The sequence below is a fragment of the Sphaerisporangium siamense genome (assembly GCF_014205275.1).
Taxonomy (GTDB): domain Bacteria; phylum Actinomycetota; class Actinomycetes; order Streptosporangiales; family Streptosporangiaceae; genus Sphaerisporangium; species Sphaerisporangium siamense.
This window is the reverse complement of sequence record NZ_JACHND010000001.1, coordinates 7,433,937-7,450,590: the sequence shown is the minus strand read 5'-3', so window position 1 is coordinate 7,450,590 and position 16,654 is coordinate 7,433,937. Positions and strand designations below refer to the sequence as shown.

Here is a 16,654-nt window from a genome sequence, read left to right as displayed (position 1 = left end):
TGCGCGTCGGCCGATCGAGGATGAGAATCCCGGTGGCGACCCCCATCCCGTGCACGTCCACGGAACCCATGAGACCAGCACGTTCAGGCATGCCGTCCTGACGCGCGCCGCCGCCGGTCCCACACCGACCAGGAGCATGTCCATGCATTCGCAGTACCCGCAGCAGCAGCCGTCCCCGATGCCCTTCCACCGCCATCAGCCCTTCACCCCCGTACGCCTGGCCGACCGCACCTGGCCCGACAAGGTCATCGACCGCGCCCCCCAGTGGTGCGCCGTGGACCTGCGCGACGGCAACCAGGCCCTGATCGACCCCATGGACTCCGACCGCAAGATGCGGATGTTCGAGCTGCTGGTCCGCATGGGGTACAAGGAGATCGAGGTCGGCTTCCCCGCCGCCTCCCAGACCGACTACGACTTCGTGCGCCAGATCATCGAAGAGGGCCGCGTCCCCGACGACGTGGTCATCCAGGTCCTGACCCAGGCCCGTCCCGAGCTGATCGAGCGCACCTTCGAGTCCCTGCGCGGCGCCAAGCAGGCCATCGTCCACCTGTACAACTCCACCTCCACGTTGCAGCGCCGCGTGGTCTTCGGCCAGGACAAGGACGGCATCACCGCCATCGCCGTCGAGGGCGCCAAGCTGTGCCGCAAGCTCGCCGAGCAGATGACCGGCACCGAGATCTACTTCCAGTACTCGCCGGAGTCCTTCACCGGCACCGAGCTGGAGTACGCCGTCGAGATCTGTAACGCGGTCACCGAGATCTGGCAGCCCACCCCCGAGCGCAAGGTCATCGTCAACCTGCCCGCCACCGTCGAGATGGCCACCCCCAACGTCTACGCCGACCAGATCGAGTGGATGAGCCGCAACCTGGCCCGCCGTGAGTCGATCGTCCTGTCCCTGCACCCCCACAACGACCGCGGCTCCGCCGTCGCCGCCGCCGAGCTGGGCTACCAGGCCGGCGCCGACCGCATCGAGGGCTGCCTGTTCGGCAACGGCGAGCGCACCGGCAACGTCTGCCTGGTCACCCTCGGCATGAACCTGTTCTCCCAGGGCATCGACCCCCAGATCGACTTCGGGGACATCGACGAGATCCGCCGCGTCGTCGAGTACTGCAACCAGCTCCCCGTCCACCCCCGCCATCCCTACGGCGGCGAGCTGGTCTACACGGCCTTCTCCGGCTCCCACCAGGACGCCATCAAGAAGGGCCTGGAGGCCCTGGAGCGCGACGCCGTCGCCGCCGGGGTGCCCGTGGACGATTTCCAGTGGGAGGTTCCCTACCTGCCCATCGACCCCAAGGACGTCGGGCGCACCTACGAGGCCGTCATCCGCGTCAACAGCCAGTCCGGCAAGGGCGGCGTCGCCTACATCATGAAGGCCGAGTACGGCTTCGACCTGCCGCGCCGCCTGCAGATCGAGTTCTCGGGCGTCATCCAGGCCCGCACCGACGCCCAGGGGGGCGAGGTCACCCCCGCCGAGATGTGGGACGCCTTCGCCGACGAGTTCCTCCCCAACCCCGACAACGCCTGGGGACGCTTCGGCCTGCTGGCCCACCGCAACGTCTCCCAGGTGGACGAGAAGGACGCCATCAGCGCCGACATCCGCCTCGACGGCGAGATCCGCGAGGTCGAGGGCGTCGGCAACGGCCCCATCTCGGCCTTCGTGGACGCCCTGGGCAGCGTCGGCGTCGAGGTCCGCGTCCTCGACTACACCGAGCACGCCATGAGCGCCGGCAGCGACGCCCGCGCCGCCGCGTACGTCGAATGCCAGGTAGGCGACCAGGTCCTGTGGGGCGTAGGCGTCGACGGCAACACGGTGACCGCCAGCCTGAAAGCCATCCTCTCCGCAGTGAACCGCGCCACCCGCTGACCTCTCGTCACTCCCGCTGAGGGGGGCCACCCGCCCCCCTCAGCACACGGCTGTACAGCGAAGGCCGCTCTTGTGGAGCGGACGGAGGTCATCCCCGAAATGGTCCTCCGCTCCGCTCCGGGCTGTTTTTCCCAGGGGCTCCGCCCCTTCGACCCCGAGGCGGGCGCAGGTCGAAGCATGACAAGCTACGAAGACCTTGGCTCGTATCGCAACTCAGCAGCATTAGGGCGATAGGCGATGTCACGGGTCACCATGCCCATCTAGCCATGCGCTTGCTCGGCCTTGAAGGAGCCTGGTCTTTTGCGACCTACCTTTACTTTCTCGCCTTTCGAATGATCCCCTGTGTGGGTGGACCTTGACAATTTCTTCGCACTCGGGCCTGAGGTTCCGTTTAAGGCGAATAGGGTTTTTACTAACCGTGAGGGGTACATTCGGGCATTTCAGGAACGGGTTGTTGGTCATCTGGCCATGGAGTGGCCCACCACGGAAGTGATGAACTTCCAGCGTCCTGCCCACAACGTGATGGTGTTGAGCGGGGAAGGCGGGATCGGAAAGTCCACGCTGATCCGCCACCTCGCGGGGCTCGCGCAGAACCGCGATCTCGATGGTATGCCGGAGGACTGCGCGGTCGCTGTGATCGACTTTGCCGACCTGTCGAGCCAGAGCTTCGAGACCGTCATGTTGCGGGTACGTGCTGCGCTCGGACGGCTGGGCAAACCGTGGCCGGCGTTCGACATCGCGCTCTCGGCGTACTGGGAGCGTAAGCACCCCGGTGAGTCCCTGGTCCGCTTCCTGGACAGGTCATCGTCGATTGGCGCGGTCGCCGACTCGCTGCGCCTATCAGAGCAGGTCGCCTCCAGCGTCGACGGCCTGTTCGCCGGTCTTGGCGCCGTCTCGGTGGCCTACAGGGTTCTCGATGTGGTCGGCACCTCCGCACGGCAGTCGGTCACCCTCAAGCGACTTCGCCGCGGCCTGCCGGCGTTCGATCCGATCCTCCGGGAAGCCGACCCGGACAAGATGCTCGGCTACCTGCCGATTCTGCTTGGTGCGGACCTTGAACGGATACGCCAGAGGAGGCCGGTACTGGCGCTCTGCGTCCTGGACACGTTCGAGAACGTGCAATCGCTGCCATCCGAGCGGGGCGGCCTGGAGGACCTGGTTGCCCGGATGGCCTATTTGATGCCGAACGTGTTCTTCCTCGTCGGAAGCCGACGCCCGTTGCAATGGCATGATCCGGTGCGTAGCGTCGGACTGACCTACGGAGGGGCACGCCGGTGGCCGGGCATGGCCGACACCGACGATCAGCCTGATCAGTTCCCTGTCGACGGTCTCGAGTCGCAGGATGCCGACCGTTTCCTGCGCGAGCGGCTGACCGTTGACGACGCACCTGCCATCGGACGTCCTCTGCGAGAGCGCATCGTCGCCGGTTCGGGAGGCTCCCCGCTGTACCTTGAACTGTCGGCGGGGTTGTTCGAGCGCTACATGGTCCGAGGGGAGACGCCTGCTCCGGAAGTGTTCGGCGAGCCGTTCCCGGAGTTGGTCCTGCGGATGATGCGAGACCTGTCGCCGGAGGACAGAGATCTGCTGCGTGCGGCGGCGTTGCTGGAAGCATTCGACGACCGGTTGCTGGCCGCGATCCTGCCCGAGGCACGCGGTAGGCGCATCGAGGACTTCCTCACCCGAAGGTTCGTGCGCTACGACCCGACCGTGTGGCCGCCTTGCCGCCTGCATGGGAATTTTCGCCGCGGTGTCACCGCCTGTGACGCGCACACCTTGGACGGGTGGACCGTCCGGGAACGGCAGGCCCGGGTGTCTCAGGCCATCGAGTATCTGACCGGTTTCACGCTCTCCATCTGGAGCGACGACTCGCCGGCCGATCTTAGCCCCGCCGACCACAGCCGCCGTACCGTCGCCGCCTTCCTTTTAGCCCTGTACGGCGCGGCCGAGCACGGTGTCCTGCCTCCCAGCCTGGGCCAGATGGCCTACACACTCCGCTACCTGGGGCACTGGCAGGTACTGGCGTCCCTGCCGGAACTGACGGAGGGCACGTCACCCGTGCTGGCTGAACTCACCGCAGTGGCCAGGCTGAGCGCCCAGGCAGGACAGGAGGCCACGCAACGCTACGCGGCGATGAGAGCCGCAGTCGAGGACATCGACGCCAGCCCGTACGCCGACTACTTTCACTTCGCGCTCGGTGACCTCGCCCAGTTCACTGGAGCGTTGCCGGACTCTGACCGTCACTTCACGGTGGTCGCCGAGGCGCGCACGCCGATCGGTGTCGCAGCCCGGTTCGATCTGGCGGGCAATGCCTTCCGCCGCAGTCGCTACACCGACGTCGTGAAGCGGATCGAGGGCTGGTCGGCGGCAACGCGGCTGCAAAGTATCGGTGCCCAAGACCTGCTGGGGCACGTGCATCTCCACAATGCCCGTTTCCCGGAGGCTGCGGAACTCTTCACGGAGGTGCTGGCCCAAGCCCGGCAGGCGGACGCGCCGCTCTGGGCCGCGCGAGCCGCGCGCCACCTGGCCCTCGCTTCCATGTGGTTCGCCCCCGACCGCACTCTGCAGATCGTTCCGGAGGCCCGTGAACTCAACCAGTCGCTTGGCGAGGTCGTGGGACTGGCCCAGTGCGACATGGCCGCGTCCATGGCCCACGCCATGCGGGGTGAGTGGGACAGCGCCGAATACCTCCTCGGCGCGGCCCGCCGTACCTTCGAAACCGTTGGCGCCACCGCCGAACTCCTACCCATCGACGTGGTCGAGGTCATCCAGCTCATCGCGCGAGGCCGCGACGAGCAGGCGCGGGATCTCACTCGCCGCCTCGCCGAGGCGGCGAGTGTCGAGGAACCCTTCCTGCCCGCGTGGGCAGCCGTCACCGCCCTCTGGACCGAACAGCCGGAACTGTACGACTTCACAGGCATAGGATGGCTGGATCTTCCTGGAACAACCCAGGAAAGGTGGTTGCGGCCACTGCGTCGGTTGCGGCCGGGAGACGAAGCATGAACGTGGTGCGGAGTTCGCCTTCCACATGTGGCCGGTTGGACGTTGGCGATAGACGAGGCATCGTCTCCACCGGCAGGGTCCCACCGAACGAGGTCGCCGAAGCCAGAGCCACAGCGCTGAAGAGTCCGGCATTCGACGGTTTCGGCGACCGGCACGACCTCGAGGCGACAGTGGTCTACGGCCACCGGACGATCGTCAAAGTGCAGCATCGGCTCCATGAACGGTTCGAGACCGCCCTGCGGATGGAGTCGATGCGGGAATATGCGGGAGTTTCGGTTCCCGCGCTGCTGGACGCGGGCACGCTCGAGACCGCGTCCGGGGCCGTCTGGTGGCTCGTCCTGGAACGGGTCGATGGCTTCCCTGGTGACCATCCCACACCTGCTCGGCAGCGTCAGATGGGTGAGCAGATCCGCCGCTGGCACGACGCCGGGGATCAGGGAGGGTTACGCCTGGACGACCCCGGCGCCCTCGGGGTGATGCTCGGCTCTGCACGAACCCTTGTTCCGCATGCCTACCCGAGCCTCTCCCGACTATTCGACCAGGTGTGCACGGGGCAGCCGATGACGGCCATCCATGGAGACGTGGCCCTCGGCCACAACGCCCTGTTCGAAGGCGACGAACTGCGGGCCTTCTTCGACCCCGGTGCGGTGGAGGTCGGGCCGCCCATGCTCGACCTGGCCTGGTGCCTTGCCGTCGACTTGCCACACGGCGCTCATCCACAGTGGCTGCTGGAGGGGTACGGTACCGCCGCGGTCGAGCAGGAGGCGCTGGACGCTCTGTTGCCTCTCATGGTCCTGCGCAGGCTGATCGACGTCCGGGCCGAGGGGCAGATCAAGGATGCGCGATGGCTCGCGAATTGGCTGTCCATGAACGCTCCTGACCTGCTGTCTCTGATCGCACCAGTGGCGGGCCCAGGCTGATCAGGGTTCCAGTCCCCCGCGCCGCGCACAGGCCCAGGGGATCCATCGGTCCCATACGTTCGCCGGTACCGATAGCCGGGCCAGCAACTCGGGCTCGTCGGCACGCGTGTAGAAGCGGTTCAGCCCGTCGAACAGCGCGAGCACGTATCCAGCCGCGAGTAGCCACGGTTCCCATTCCTGGTGGTTCGGCTCCGGCGATCCCGGTACGGTCGCTTCGGCCACCACTACCCGGGGCCGCCAGAAGGCGAGATCCGCTGACGCCAGCACCGCCGCCTCCCGGCCTTCCACATCCACCTTCAGGAGATCGAACCCTGGGGTCGCGTGCGTGGCCAGCACCGACTCCAGTGTCTCCACGCTGACCTCCAGTTCTTCCACACGGGCGCCGCGTCGGGCGTGTTGTTCGGCGATCGCCGCTTGGAGTGTGCTCAACCCCAGCATGTCCACGGGTTGCCCTTCGGGGAGGATGCGGTAGAACGTCGCAGTTCCCGGCTCGCTGTCGATCGCGACCTGGAGGTTCACCTGGGTCGGCCGCTCGCGTCGCAGCCGTTCGAACCGTTCGGGCAGCGGTTCGATGTTGACCCCCTGCCACCCCAGCCGGTCGACCAGGTTCTTCGTCAATGACCCACGGACCGGCTCACCGGCCCCGACATCCACGAAGAATCCGTTCCGTCGGTGCGCGAACGCCCGCATCAGTACGACGTCCTCGGCGTTCTGTCCGTACGCCACCAGCTGGAACCGCTCCTCACTTCGATTCGTCACCCTGTATGCATTCCCGGACCGACGGGGTTCGCCCCTCAAAGGTGGGGAGACGCAATGGGGGTGCCGTTCAGCGGAAGGAGCGGCGGTAGGCGGCGGGGGTGGTGTTCAGGGCGTTGTGGAAGCGGCGGCGGAGGTTCACCGCGGAGGACAGGCCGACGCGTTGGGCGATGGTCTCTACGGAGAGGTCGGTCTCCTCCAGGAGGGCGCGGGCGCGGGCCAGGCGGCGGTCGAGTAGCCAGCGGCCGGGGGAGATGCCGAGCTGGTCGGTGAAGTGACGGCTGAAGGTACGGCAGGACAGCCCGGAACGGGTCGCCATGTCCTCGACCGTCAGCGGCCGGTCCAGGTTGGCGGTGATCCAGTCCAGCAGCGGGGCGAGCGAGTCGGGCACGGGGCCGGTGGTGGGCAGTTCGGGGTACTGGCGCTGGCAGCCTTCGCGGTGCGGGGCGGCCGACAACTGGCGGCCGATGCGCATCGCCAGGGCGGCGCCGTGCTCGCGCCTGACCTGGTTGAGGCAGAGGTCGATGGTCGTGGCGGTGGCGCCGGCCGTCGCCACGTCGCCGTGGTCCACGTAGAGCACGGACGCGTCGGGCCGGATGCGGGGGAAGCGTACGGCGAGATCGGCGGTCAGTTCCCAGTGGGCGGCGGCGGTACGGCCGTCCAGGAGGCCGAGGCTCGCCGGGACGTAGATCCCGCAGGCGATGGCCATGATCCGCATGCCGCGGGCGTGGGCCGCGGCGACCTCGGCGCCGAGGCCGGGGGAGACCGTGACCGGCGAGCTCCAGCCGGCGATGAGAAGGGTGTCGGCCTCGGCGAGGGCCTCCAGCCCGCGCTCGACGATGATGTCGACGCCCATGGTGGTCCGGATCGGCCCCGGGTGTTCGGCGCAGAGCGTGAAGTCGTAGTGCTCGGGGATGTCCGGGCCGTGGTAGCCGAAGACCGCGGAGGCGCTGGTCACCGGATACATCTCCTGGAGTGAACTGAGCAGGGCGACCACGCGGTGCTTCATGGCATGAATGTACCTAATGATGTCATTGTGGACACCTGTGCCGGGCTTATCGGATGTCCAGAGTAGATGGTCATGGAGTTCAGGAAATGACCGCACTTTCCGAGTGCGAACGACCCCTCACCGCACCGGCCAGGCTCTGGACCAGGGACTTCGTCCTGTATTTCGGCGCCAGAGCGGTGTCGTTGCTCGGTGACGCGATGATGCCCGTCGCGACCGCGCTGGCCGTCGGCGCGATTCACGGGGTGGCCGGCGTCGGCTACGTGCTGGCCATCTACACCGCGCCGGTCGTGCTCTTCATCCCGTTCGGCGGAGTGTTCGCCGACCGGTTGGGCGCCCGGACCATGATGGTCGGCGCGGACATCGTCCGGATCGTCACCCAGACCGCGGTGGCGATCGCCTTCTTCACCGGCGCCCCGCCGCTGTGGCTGCTGCTGTCCGCCTCGTTCCTGGCCGGTACGGCGACCGCGATGTTCCAGCCCGGCGTGAACGGCATGGTCCCCCTCGTCGCCAAGGACCCGCAGGGCGCCAACGGCACGTTGAAGATCGCCGACGCGGCCACCCAGCTCGGCGGGCCCGTCCTCGCGGGCGTACTGATGACGCTGACCGGCGCGGGCGCGGTTTACGCGGTCGACGCGGGAACGTTCCTGCTCAGCGGCCTGTGCCTGGCCCTCATCCGGCTGGCTCCGGCCGCCGGGGCCAAAATGCGCTCGACGGTCTTGGTGGACCTGCGCCGCGGCTGGCTGGAGTTCCGCTCCCGGAGCTGGATGTGGTCGGTGATCCTCATCTGGGTGTTCTTCGGCGTCCTGGTCTTCGGCCCCTACATCCCGCTGGGCTCGCGCCTGATCGGCGACCGCCTCGGCGACGCCGCCTACGGCTGGGTGATGGCCGGCCTCGGCTCCGGCACGGTCATCGGCGGGCTGATCGCGATCAGGCTCCGGCCGTCACGGCCGCTCGCCGCCGGTGGCGCGGCCATCTTCGGGTTCGGGTTCATGCCGCTGACGGTGGCGCTGGAACTGCCGCTGCCGGTGCTGATGGCGGGTCACGTGCTGGGCGGGATGGCCGTGGCGTTCTGGTCGGTGATGTGGGCGACGAGCGTCCAGACCCAGGTCGCCCCCGACGTCCTCAACCGGGTCACCGCCTACGAGGTCGCCGGATCGGTGTCCGGGATAGCCGTCGGGCAGGCACTGGTGGGACCGGTCTCGGAGATTGTCGCCCCCCGGGACCTGTTGCTGGTCTCCGCCGGCGTCAGCTTCGCGGTCTGCGCGGCCCTGCTGCTGACGTCCCCGATCCGCCGGCTGCGCCGGGCCTGATCTCCGGGGACGGCCGGCGCCCTGGCTCGCCGGGGTCGTGGGCGGGCAGGTGGAGGGTGGTGACGCCGGTCAGGATGAGATCGATCCCGCCGAGGAACTGCTCGCGGTCGTCGTGCTCGCGCACCTGGTCCGCGACGGCCCGGATGAACGGGTAGTCGTCGGGATCGAGCTCTTCCCATGCCTTCGACGCGGCGTCGAGGAACTCGGCGCGGTCCGCTTCGGACCCGAGGACGCGGGCGTTGGCGGCGTTCTGGCCGGCGGCGCCGAGGATGTAGTGCACCAGCGCCGAGGTCGCCGTGAACCAGTGGCCCTCGGGCACGCCCAGGGCCTGGACCCGCCGGCCGATGCTTTCGAAGATCCGCGGCGTCACCGCTCCCCAGGGGCTGCGGGAGAGTTGCGTGGCGAGCTGCGTGGCGAGCCACGGGTGTGCGGCGATCGCGTCGAACAGGCCGAGCGCGACGGCGCGGATCTCGTCCTGGGGCGTGTCCGGAGCTCCCGCGGGCTCGGTGGCCAGAGCGGCGGCGACGACGGCGTCGGTCGCGGCGTCGAGCAGCCCGCCCCTGTTCCCCACATGCCAGTAGATCGTCCCGGGTCCGGTGGCGAGGCGCTCGGTCAGCGCCCGGACCGTCAGCCCGGTCTCGCCGGCCGCGTCGAGCAGCTCGACGGCGGCCTCGACGATGCGCTCACGGGAGAGCGCGTCTGTGCGCCGCTGTGACTGGCGCGTTCGCGTGGCCATGCCGCCATCTTGACATATCTGGAGCGTCGTTCCAACATGGAGCACTGTTCCATAGTGGAGCGCTGTTCCAACGGGGGAACGACGCCCAGACAGGCCGTGCCGGATCTCGCCGGGCGGCCTCGATCGCGAAGGAGCCACCATGCGCACTCCCGTCACGATCATCGGCGCCGGACTGGGCGGGCTCACGCTGGCCCGCGTGCTGCACGTCCACGGCATCCCGTCCACGGTCTATGAGGCGGAGCCGTCCCCGGCGGCGCGCACGCAGGGCGGGATGCTCGACATCCACGACTACAACGGGCAACTCGCCGTCGAGGCGGCCGGCCTGATGGACGAGTTCCGTGGCCTCGTCCTGGAGGGCCGCCAGGCGATGCGCATCCTGAACCCGGACGGGACCGTCCTGTTCGAGAAAGCCGACGACGGCACGGGCGGACGCCCCGAGGTCCAGCGTGCCGAGCTGCGACGGATCCTGCTCGAATCGCTCCCGGCCGGCACCGTCCGGTGGGGGCGCAAGGCCGGTGGCGCCCGTGCCCTCGGCGACGGCCGCCACGAGGTGATCTTCGCCGACGGCGCCACCGTCACTACGAGCCTGCTGGTCGGCGCGGACGGCGCGTGGTCACGGGTCCGGCCGCTGCTGTCCACCGCCACACCCGAGTACACCGGCGCGTCGTTCGTCGAGACCTACCTGTTCGACGCCGACACCCGGCACCCCGCCGCCGCGAAAGCGGTCGGCGGCGGGTCGCTCATGGCGCCCGCGCAGGACAAGGAGATCCACGCGCACCGGGAGAGCGGCGACACCCTGCACACGTACGTGGTGCTCACCAAGCCGCTGGACTGGTTCGCCGCCATCGACTTCACCGACGCAGCCGCGGCCGCCGCGCGGATCGCGCGGGAGTTCGACGGCTGGGCCCCGGAGCTCACCGCGCTGATCACCGACGGCGACACCCCGCCGGTGCTGCGCCCCCACTACGCGCTGCCGATCGAGCACCGGTGGGATCGGGTGCCCGGGGTGACCTTGGTCGGCGACGCCGCCCACCTCGCGGCCCCGAACGGCGAAGGCGCCAACCTGGCCATGTACGACGGCGCCGAACTCGGCAAGGCCCTCGCCGCGCACCCCGGCGATGTCGAGGCCGCCCTCGCCGAATACGAACAGGCCATGTTCATCCGCAGCGTCGAAGCCGCCACCGACGACGCCCACATCCGCGAGCACCTGTTCGGCGACGACGTCCCCGACGGCCTGATCGAGATGTTCACCGAGCACCATTCGTGACCATGTCGATGTGGCTGAACCTCGCGAAGATCGATGGCGAGCTGCTGGAGTCCGTGCGGGCGAAGCCCGATCTGATCGAGGCGATCGGCGGCGATCGGCGGCGATCGGCGGCGATCGGCGGCGATCGGCGGCGATCGGTGAGATCGGCGAGAACGACATCGAGGGATACGAGTTCGGCTACGGCCCGGCGTTCGTCCTCGACCCCGCCCAGGTCGCCGCGGTCGCGAAAGGTTTGATGGGCGAGGGATGGGGCTTCGACCCCGCCCAGCGGGACCCGGAAGGCGACGCCTATGAGGGGTTCGAGGGCCTCGGGCCGTTCTACGCGGCGGCGGCACGGGACGGCAAAGCCAGCGTGGGAGGGGTGAGCTGATCCCTCTGCCGTGGCCACCGATGACGTCGACAACATCAACATGGGTCTTGTCAGTGCTGTAGGCCATGGTGGGGGCTTTTCCCGGCGTCTCTGAGGGCTGGAATGCGGTACGGAATACATGACGGCGTCGGAATTTGTAAGGACGCCGTTCGCCGTTGGCCCACCCCAGAACCGGGCGACGCTCCAGCGGAGCAACGCGAAGCGCGCGGAACAAATATCGCCCTGCTTCGGTCGCCGGCGGGTTTCGCGTCTTGACGAATTCGCACTCCTGGCTCGGTGACCTCGGGTTACGATCGGCAGCGGATTTCCGCCACGGCAGCCCTAGGGGTTTTGTCAGTGGGACTCTGTAAATCGTGCATAAATGTCCGCTTCTGAGAAATGGAGGGGCAATTGTCTTCCGGCAGAGAGATAGATCCACGTGAATCGCCGCGCGCCCTCTTCGCCTACGAATTACGACGCTACCGGCAGGCGGCCGGGCTCTCGCAGAAGAGGCTCGGGTGGCTCACCGGCTATTCGGACTCCATGGTCAACCTGATCGAGCTGACCAAACGCCGGCCGACCGAGCGATTCGCCGAGCTGTGCGATCGGGCCCTGGCGCTCGACGGCATCATGGTCAGGCTGTACGCCGCCACGACGTGGCGGACGGCTCCCGAATACTTCAGGCCGTGGCTCGAAGTGGAGGAGGAGGCCACGGCGCTGCACAACTGGGAACCGATGCTCGTGCCCGGCCTGCTCCAGACGCAGGCGTACGCCCGCGCGATCCTGGCGACCTCACCCGGCACCTCTGGGGAAGAGCTGGACGAACGCCTTACGCAACGGATGCGGCGACAGGCGATTCTCGGTCGCGAAAAGCCTCCGATGATCAGCGTCATCGTGGACGAGGCCGTGCTGCATCGCTCCATTGGTGGGGCGGAAGTGATGCGGGAGCAGGTGAAGTACCTGATCGAGATCGCGCAGCACCCTATGGTGACCATACAGGTCGTGCCTTATGAGACCGAGGCGCACTGTGGGCTTGCAGGTGGGTTCATCGTCGCCGAACGCGTCGGTTGGCCATATGCCGCCTACATGGAGGCGCAACCGCATGGGCGCACGGTGGACGAGCCACAGACCATCGCGGCGCTCACGGCACGGTATGACGCGATAAGGGCGGAAGCCTTACCGTTTAAGCAGTCGGTCAAACTTCTAGAGAGAGTGGTGAATCAACGTGACCGCTGACCTGCGGGGTGCCCGTTGGCGCAAGAGCTCTTTCAGTGCGGACACGGGTAACTGCGTGGAAGTCGCGTCGAATCTGCCGGGTGTTCTCGCGGTGCGTGACAGCAAGGACCCGGCAGGTCCTGCGCTGGTCGTCGCGCCGGGCGCGTGGTCGGCGTTCCTGAACGGCGTGCGCTCCGGACGGTTCGAGGCCTGACGAGGTCCGCTTCCGCCGTTCTCCGAGCGTCGCGATTTCTCCTCGGAGAACGGCGTCCGGTCACGCACTGGTCGCCGGGTCAGGTTGGGCGGAGCGCGCCGGGGGCGCGGGGGTGATTCAGGGGGTGGGGCGGCGGGTGATCAGGATGCGGTCGCGTAGGACGAGGCGCTGCCGGTCGCGGTCGGCGGCGAGGATTCGCATGGACTGGAGGTCGTCGATGACGCTGTCGAGGTCCCATCCCTTGGCCTGGAACTCGGCGGTCAGGTAGCGCAGCACGGCGGGGTTGCCGTCCTGTCCGGCCAGCCGGGCGACCGAGAGCCGGGAGACCAGCAGGGCGTGCGGCTCGGCGAGTTCTATCTTGCGGGTCGAGGCGAGCAGGTGCCAGCAGTTGAGACAGGCGAGCACTCCGGTGATGACCACGCCGGTGACGGGCTCGGTGAAGAAGGGAGCGGTGACCATGCCGGCGGCGCCGAGCACGGCCTGCACGTCCTTGCGGAAGTTGTAGACGACGTTCTTCCACGACCTGCTGTGCACGACCACGGTGTTGCCGACGTGCCGGAACTCGATGACCTGGCGCGAGTCGTGCCCGGCTCCCAGGAACGCGGCCACCGCCTCGTCGCTCACCTCCTTCAGCGAGGCGCCGTCGAACGGGACGGCGGACGTCGCGGGGACGGGGTCGTCGATCACGCGTGATCTCCTCGGTCGAGGTCCGGCAGGCGGTCGCCGATCATGTGGTGGAACGCCGAGGCGGCGCCGAACAGAGCGGTGGCCAGGCCGTCGGGGGACGACAGCCGGTAGGCCTCCTCCGCCATCACCCGCTCCGCCGCCTCGGTCCGCGCCTGCGGTTCCGGGTGGGTGTGCGAGCCCGAGGGCCTTCTGGCGTCGAGGGTCGCCAGGAGCCCGATCAGTTTGAGCACGGTGCCGATGCAGAAACCGGCCGTGCCGTGGGCCGCTCCCCGCACGAAGAGCGGCGCCTTCATGTAGGAGAGGAACGGTTCGACGCACCGCCTCAACGCCCACTCGTCGGCGGCGAGTTCCTGGGCGGCCGACCAGCCGGCGTCGGCGGGCGACGCGGCGCCGGCGAGATGCCCGAGCTCGATGTGCGCGAGCTCGTGGTGGACGAGGAACGACCAGCAGGCGAGCGACGCCATGGTGTTCATGACGGCCCACGTCGGGTTCGCCATGATGTCCTCGGGCAGGTAGCCGTGCCCGAAGGTGGGCGGGGTGGACTCCGACATCCACCGGTCGCTGACGATCGAGGCGAGCCCGTCGATGATGCGCTGGGGAGAGATGTTGAACACGGGCCGGCCGTCCAGGCCCGGGGTGGTGGAGGAGATGACCGACGCGAACTCGTCGACCAGGCGCACGAACTGGGCACTGCCGATGATCAGGCAGCCCTCGTCCACCTGGTAGGTGACCAGGTTCGGGACCAGGAACGGCCGGTGCTCGTCCTCCAGCGGGTCGTACAGCATCGTGCGCGGCACGCTGCCGATCAGGATGTCGGGAGGCGGATTCAGGCCGAGCAGCCCGGTCATGGTGACCAGCGGATCGTCGGGATAGGAGAAGCGGAGTCCGTACAGGTGCCGTACCGCGTCGGACCCTCCGGCCGGGGCGGCGGCGGTGAGGTACGCGTCCAGGTCGTCGGCGAGATGCGGCAGAAAGAACTGCCCGGCGGATTCGTACAGTTCGCGGTACCGCGCCATCAAGGCTTCGTTTCGCGGGGGCAGGCGGCGACGCCTGGCGACCCATGACCGCATTCGTAACAGTCTTATTGTGTCGGAGAGCAACCTCACCACCCGCCCGGTCGTGATCCGGCGATCGATCTGGCCCCCGCACTCAACTCTACTGTCCCGCGGCGATGGGGAACGGGTCTCTTTCCGCCGGTCGGGCGCGATCCGAAATCCGCCCCGCATCCCGACGAAACGGCTATTACTGTTAAATCAACGTGGCAGCTGACCTGCGAGTTCCTTCTCTGCCGTTCTCCGGTGCGCCGTTCCTCCTCGGAGAACGGCGTTCCGCTCACGAACAGGCCGTCGGATCAGGTTCGAACGTCAGGAGAACGCGATGCCCGACCCGCGCACCGATAACCTGCACCTGCCTGGGGCCGATATCTATTACCAGGTTCGCGGTCAGGGGCCGGCGCTTCTGTTGATTCCCGGCAGCAACGGTGACGCCGGCCTGTACGAGGCACTGGCCGGCCTGCTCGCCGACCGGTACACCGTGATCAGCTACGACCGGCGCGGCTTCTCGCGCAGCGCGCTGAAGGAGCCGCCACCCCACGGATGGACCCCCGCCGGCTGGCTCAGGACGCACACCGAGGACGCCCGGCGCCTGCTGGAGACCGTCGCCACCGGCCCGGCCCACGTGCTGGGCAGCAGCGCGGGCGCCGTCATCGGGCTCGCGCTGGCGGCCGGCCACCCCGACCTGGTCACCCGGCTGGTCGCCCACGAGCCGCCCCTGACACCGCTGCTCCCGGACGCCGCCCGGTGGCAGACCTTCTTCGAGGACGTGTACGTCACCTACCGGCGCGATGGCATCGGTCCGGCGATTCAGGCGTTCGCCGCGGGCACGGGACTGGGCGACCTGCGGAAACCGGCCGACGCCGATGCCGGGCTGCTGCGCCGGGTCATGGGCAACTTCGACTTCTTCCTCGCGCACGAGGTCCGGCAGGCGCCGTGCGTCCACCTCGACCTGGCCGCGCTGGACGCTCGGCAGGAACGGATCGTGATGGCCGGGGGCGAGGCACGCGAGTCGTTCTGCCACCGCACGAGTGCTGTCCTGGCCGATCGGTGGGGACGGCGCGTGGCGGACTTTCCGGGTGACCACACCGGCTACTGGTCCCGGCCCGCCGAGTTCGCCGGGACGCTGGCCGATGCCCTCGCCAAGGAATAGGACCTGTCCCGGATCCGGGACCGGCTAGGTGTTCTGTCCCGTGAGGTTGGGTACGCGGCTGGCGGGTGGTGCGCCGTTCAGTGCGGTGTGGCCGCGGTGGTGATTGTAGGTGTGGAGCCACTGTGGGAGTGCTTGGCGGCGTTCGGTCTCTGACCGGTAGGGGTGGGCGTAGGCCCATTCGTCCAGCAGGGTGCGGTTGTAGCGTTCGACCTTGCCGTTGGTCTGGGGACGGTAGGGGCGGGTGCGTTTGTGGGTGATGCCGGCTGCGGTCAGGGTGTCGCGCCATAGGTGGGAGCGGTAGGCCGAGCCGTTGTCGGTCAGTACCCGCTGCACGGTGATGCCGCAGCTGGTGAAGTATGCCTGGGCCCGTAGCCAGAACGCGGTGGCGGTTTCCTTGGTCTCGTCGGGCAGGATTTCGGTGTAGGCCAGGCGGGAGTGGTCGTCGATGGCGTTGTGCAGGTAGCCGTAGCCCAGGTTGGGGCGGCCGTGGCGGGTTCGTGGCCGGGCCGGGTCGCGGTGGGCGGAGCTGTTGCGGCCGCCTGCCGCCCGGCCGTGGATCTTGTGGCCGCCGCCGTCGGGGATGTTGCCGAGCTTTTTGATGTCGACGTGGATGAGTTCACCGGGGGTGGCGCGCTCGTAGCGGCGGATGGGGGTGGCCGTGGCGCGGTCCAGGTGTGACAGTCGGGCCAGGCGGTAGCGGGTCAGGACGCGGTGCACGGTGGCGGGGTTGAGGCGCAGCAGGTAGGCGATGCGGGCCGGTCCCCAGCGGCGGGCCAGACGGACCTTGATGATGCGCCGCTCGGTACGGGTTGGAGTACGCCGAGGGCTGTGGCGTGGACGGCTGGAGCGGTCGGTCATGCCTGCCGCACCGTGCAGGCGGTAGCGCTCGGCCCAGCGGCGGGCGGTGGTCACCGCGACCTGGAAGCGTTCGGCGGCACGGCGCAGTGGCCAGCCGTCCTCGACGACGCACCGGGCCAGGCGAAGGCGTCCCAGTTCGGTCAGGGGGGCGTTACGGTGGGGCATGAGGGCCTTTCGGGTCTTGGTGCAGATGTCGCAATCCACACCGAACCCGAAGGCCCTCACCCATTACAAGATCATTCGCTCGTGTCGCCCCGTACCCAA

General features: G+C 68.5%; 15 protein-coding genes. 9 read left to right on the top strand and 6 right to left on the bottom strand.

Features of this window, described 5'->3' with window-relative positions:
* Positions 1-142: 142 nt before the first annotated feature.
* From leuA to BJ982_RS33800, 3 genes are all read left to right on the top strand, one after another.
* On the top strand, positions 143-1,864 hold the full coding sequence (leuA, locus tag BJ982_RS33810) for a 2-isopropylmalate synthase (protein ID WP_239123225.1): 1,722 nt from the start codon (positions 143-145) through the stop codon (positions 1,862-1,864).
* Positions 1,865-2,332: 468 nt separating this feature from the next.
* Positions 2,333-4,864 carry a hypothetical protein gene (locus BJ982_RS33805; protein WP_184886848.1) on the top strand — a complete coding sequence of 844 codons (2,532 nt, stop codon included), beginning with the start codon at positions 2,333-2,335 and terminating at the stop codon, positions 4,862-4,864.
* Positions 4,861-5,784 (top strand): phosphotransferase enzyme family protein, encoded by a 924-nt coding sequence (locus BJ982_RS33800; protein WP_184886846.1) that lies wholly within the window; start codon positions 4,861-4,863, stop codon positions 5,782-5,784. Before BJ982_RS33805 ends, BJ982_RS33800 begins: the two co-directional genes overlap by 4 nt.
* On the opposite strand, the gene BJ982_RS33795 is transcribed toward BJ982_RS33800, so the two are convergent.
* Positions 5,785-6,510: an FkbM family methyltransferase gene (locus BJ982_RS33795; protein ID WP_184886842.1), complete on the bottom strand. Its 726-nt coding sequence runs from the start codon at positions 6,508-6,510 to the stop codon at positions 5,785-5,787. It abuts the gene before it with no gap.
* A 100-nt stretch (positions 6,511-6,610) separates the two neighbouring features.
* Positions 6,611-7,549 carry a helix-turn-helix domain-containing protein gene (locus BJ982_RS33790; RefSeq protein ID WP_184886841.1) on the bottom strand — a complete coding sequence of 313 codons (939 nt, stop codon included), beginning with the start codon at positions 7,547-7,549 and terminating at the stop codon, positions 6,611-6,613.
* 86 nt (positions 7,550-7,635) lie between these two features.
* On the opposite strand from BJ982_RS33790, the gene BJ982_RS33785 reads away from it, so the two are divergent.
* Positions 7,636-8,859: an MFS transporter gene (locus BJ982_RS33785; RefSeq protein ID WP_184886839.1), complete on the top strand. Its 1,224-nt coding sequence runs from the start codon at positions 7,636-7,638 to the stop codon at positions 8,857-8,859.
* On the opposite strand, the gene BJ982_RS33780 is transcribed toward BJ982_RS33785, so the two are convergent.
* On the bottom strand, positions 8,795-9,595 hold the full coding sequence (locus tag BJ982_RS33780; protein WP_184886837.1) for a TetR/AcrR family transcriptional regulator: 801 nt from the start codon (positions 9,593-9,595) through the stop codon (positions 8,795-8,797). The genes BJ982_RS33785 and BJ982_RS33780 overlap by 65 nt on opposite strands.
* Positions 9,596-9,734: 139 nt before the next feature.
* Here BJ982_RS33780 and BJ982_RS33775 point away from each other — a divergent pair, with 139 nt between their 5' ends.
* The 4 genes from BJ982_RS33775 (at position 9,735) to BJ982_RS33760 (ending at position 12,640) form a co-directional block, all read left to right on the top strand.
* A complete protein-coding gene (locus BJ982_RS33775) occupies positions 9,735-10,862 on the top strand; it encodes an FAD-dependent oxidoreductase (protein ID WP_184886834.1) in 1,128 nt (375 codons plus the stop codon).
* 10 nt (positions 10,863-10,872) lie between these two features.
* Positions 10,873-11,232, top strand: a complete 360-nt coding sequence (locus BJ982_RS33770) for a hypothetical protein (protein WP_184886832.1) — start codon at positions 10,873-10,875, stop codon at positions 11,230-11,232.
* Between the two features lie 378 nt (positions 11,233-11,610).
* Positions 11,611-12,447 carry a helix-turn-helix domain-containing protein gene (locus tag BJ982_RS33765; protein WP_184886830.1) on the top strand — a complete coding sequence of 279 codons (837 nt, stop codon included), beginning with the start codon at positions 11,611-11,613 and terminating at the stop codon, positions 12,445-12,447.
* On the top strand, positions 12,437-12,640 hold the full coding sequence (locus tag BJ982_RS33760; protein WP_184886828.1) for a DUF397 domain-containing protein: 204 nt from the start codon (positions 12,437-12,439) through the stop codon (positions 12,638-12,640). The genes BJ982_RS33765 and BJ982_RS33760 overlap by 11 nt, the downstream gene beginning before the upstream one ends.
* A 117-nt stretch (positions 12,641-12,757) precedes the next feature.
* Here the strand turns inward: BJ982_RS33760 and BJ982_RS33755 are convergent, their stop codons facing one another.
* A complete protein-coding gene (locus BJ982_RS33755) occupies positions 12,758-13,327 on the bottom strand; it encodes a hypothetical protein (RefSeq protein WP_184886827.1) in 570 nt (189 codons plus the stop codon).
* Positions 13,324-14,343, bottom strand: a complete 1,020-nt coding sequence (locus BJ982_RS33750; RefSeq protein WP_184886825.1) for a phage exclusion protein Lit family protein — start codon at positions 14,341-14,343, stop codon at positions 13,324-13,326. The genes BJ982_RS33755 and BJ982_RS33750 overlap by 4 nt, the downstream gene beginning before the upstream one ends.
* Before the next feature lie 361 nt (positions 14,344-14,704).
* Between BJ982_RS33750 and BJ982_RS33745 the strand changes: the two genes are divergently transcribed.
* Entirely contained in the window at positions 14,705-15,532 is an 828-nt protein-coding gene (locus BJ982_RS33745; protein ID WP_184886823.1) for an alpha/beta fold hydrolase, read from the top strand.
* A gap of 24 nt (positions 15,533-15,556) precedes the next feature.
* Here the strand turns inward: BJ982_RS33745 and BJ982_RS33740 are convergent, their stop codons facing one another.
* Positions 15,557-16,555, bottom strand: a complete 999-nt coding sequence (locus BJ982_RS33740; protein WP_184886821.1) for an IS481 family transposase — start codon at positions 16,553-16,555, stop codon at positions 15,557-15,559.
* Positions 16,556-16,654: the final 99 nt, after the last annotated feature.

Bases quoted from the DNA above. Each gene is read 5' to 3' on its own strand.
- BJ982_RS33745 (WP_184886823.1), top strand. From the start codon at position 14,705: ATGCCCGACCCGCGCACCGATAACCTGCACCTGCCTGGGGCCGATATC.
- BJ982_RS33765 (WP_184886830.1), top strand. From the start codon at position 11,611: ATGGAGGGGCAATTGTCTTCCGGCAGAGAGATAGATCCACGTGAATCG.
- BJ982_RS33805 (WP_184886848.1), top strand. From the start codon at position 2,333: ATGGAGTGGCCCACCACGGAAGTGATGAACTTCCAGCGTCCTGCCCAC.
- BJ982_RS33790 (WP_184886841.1), bottom strand. From the start codon at position 7,549: ATGAAGCACCGCGTGGTCGCCCTGCTCAGTTCACTCCAGGAGATGTAT.
- BJ982_RS33750 (WP_184886825.1), bottom strand. From the start codon at position 14,343: ATGGCGCGGTACCGCGAACTGTACGAATCCGCCGGGCAGTTCTTTCTG.
- BJ982_RS33780 (WP_184886837.1), bottom strand. From the start codon at position 9,595: ATGGCCACGCGAACGCGCCAGTCACAGCGGCGCACAGACGCGCTCTCC.
- BJ982_RS33800 (WP_184886846.1), top strand. From the start codon at position 4,861: ATGAACGTGGTGCGGAGTTCGCCTTCCACATGTGGCCGGTTGGACGTT.
- BJ982_RS33785 (WP_184886839.1), top strand. From the start codon at position 7,636: ATGACCGCACTTTCCGAGTGCGAACGACCCCTCACCGCACCGGCCAGG.
- leuA (WP_239123225.1), top strand. From the start codon at position 143: ATGCATTCGCAGTACCCGCAGCAGCAGCCGTCCCCGATGCCCTTCCAC.
- BJ982_RS33775 (WP_184886834.1), top strand. From the start codon at position 9,735: ATGCGCACTCCCGTCACGATCATCGGCGCCGGACTGGGCGGGCTCACG.
- BJ982_RS33740 (WP_184886821.1), bottom strand. From the start codon at position 16,555: ATGCCCCACCGTAACGCCCCCCTGACCGAACTGGGACGCCTTCGCCTG.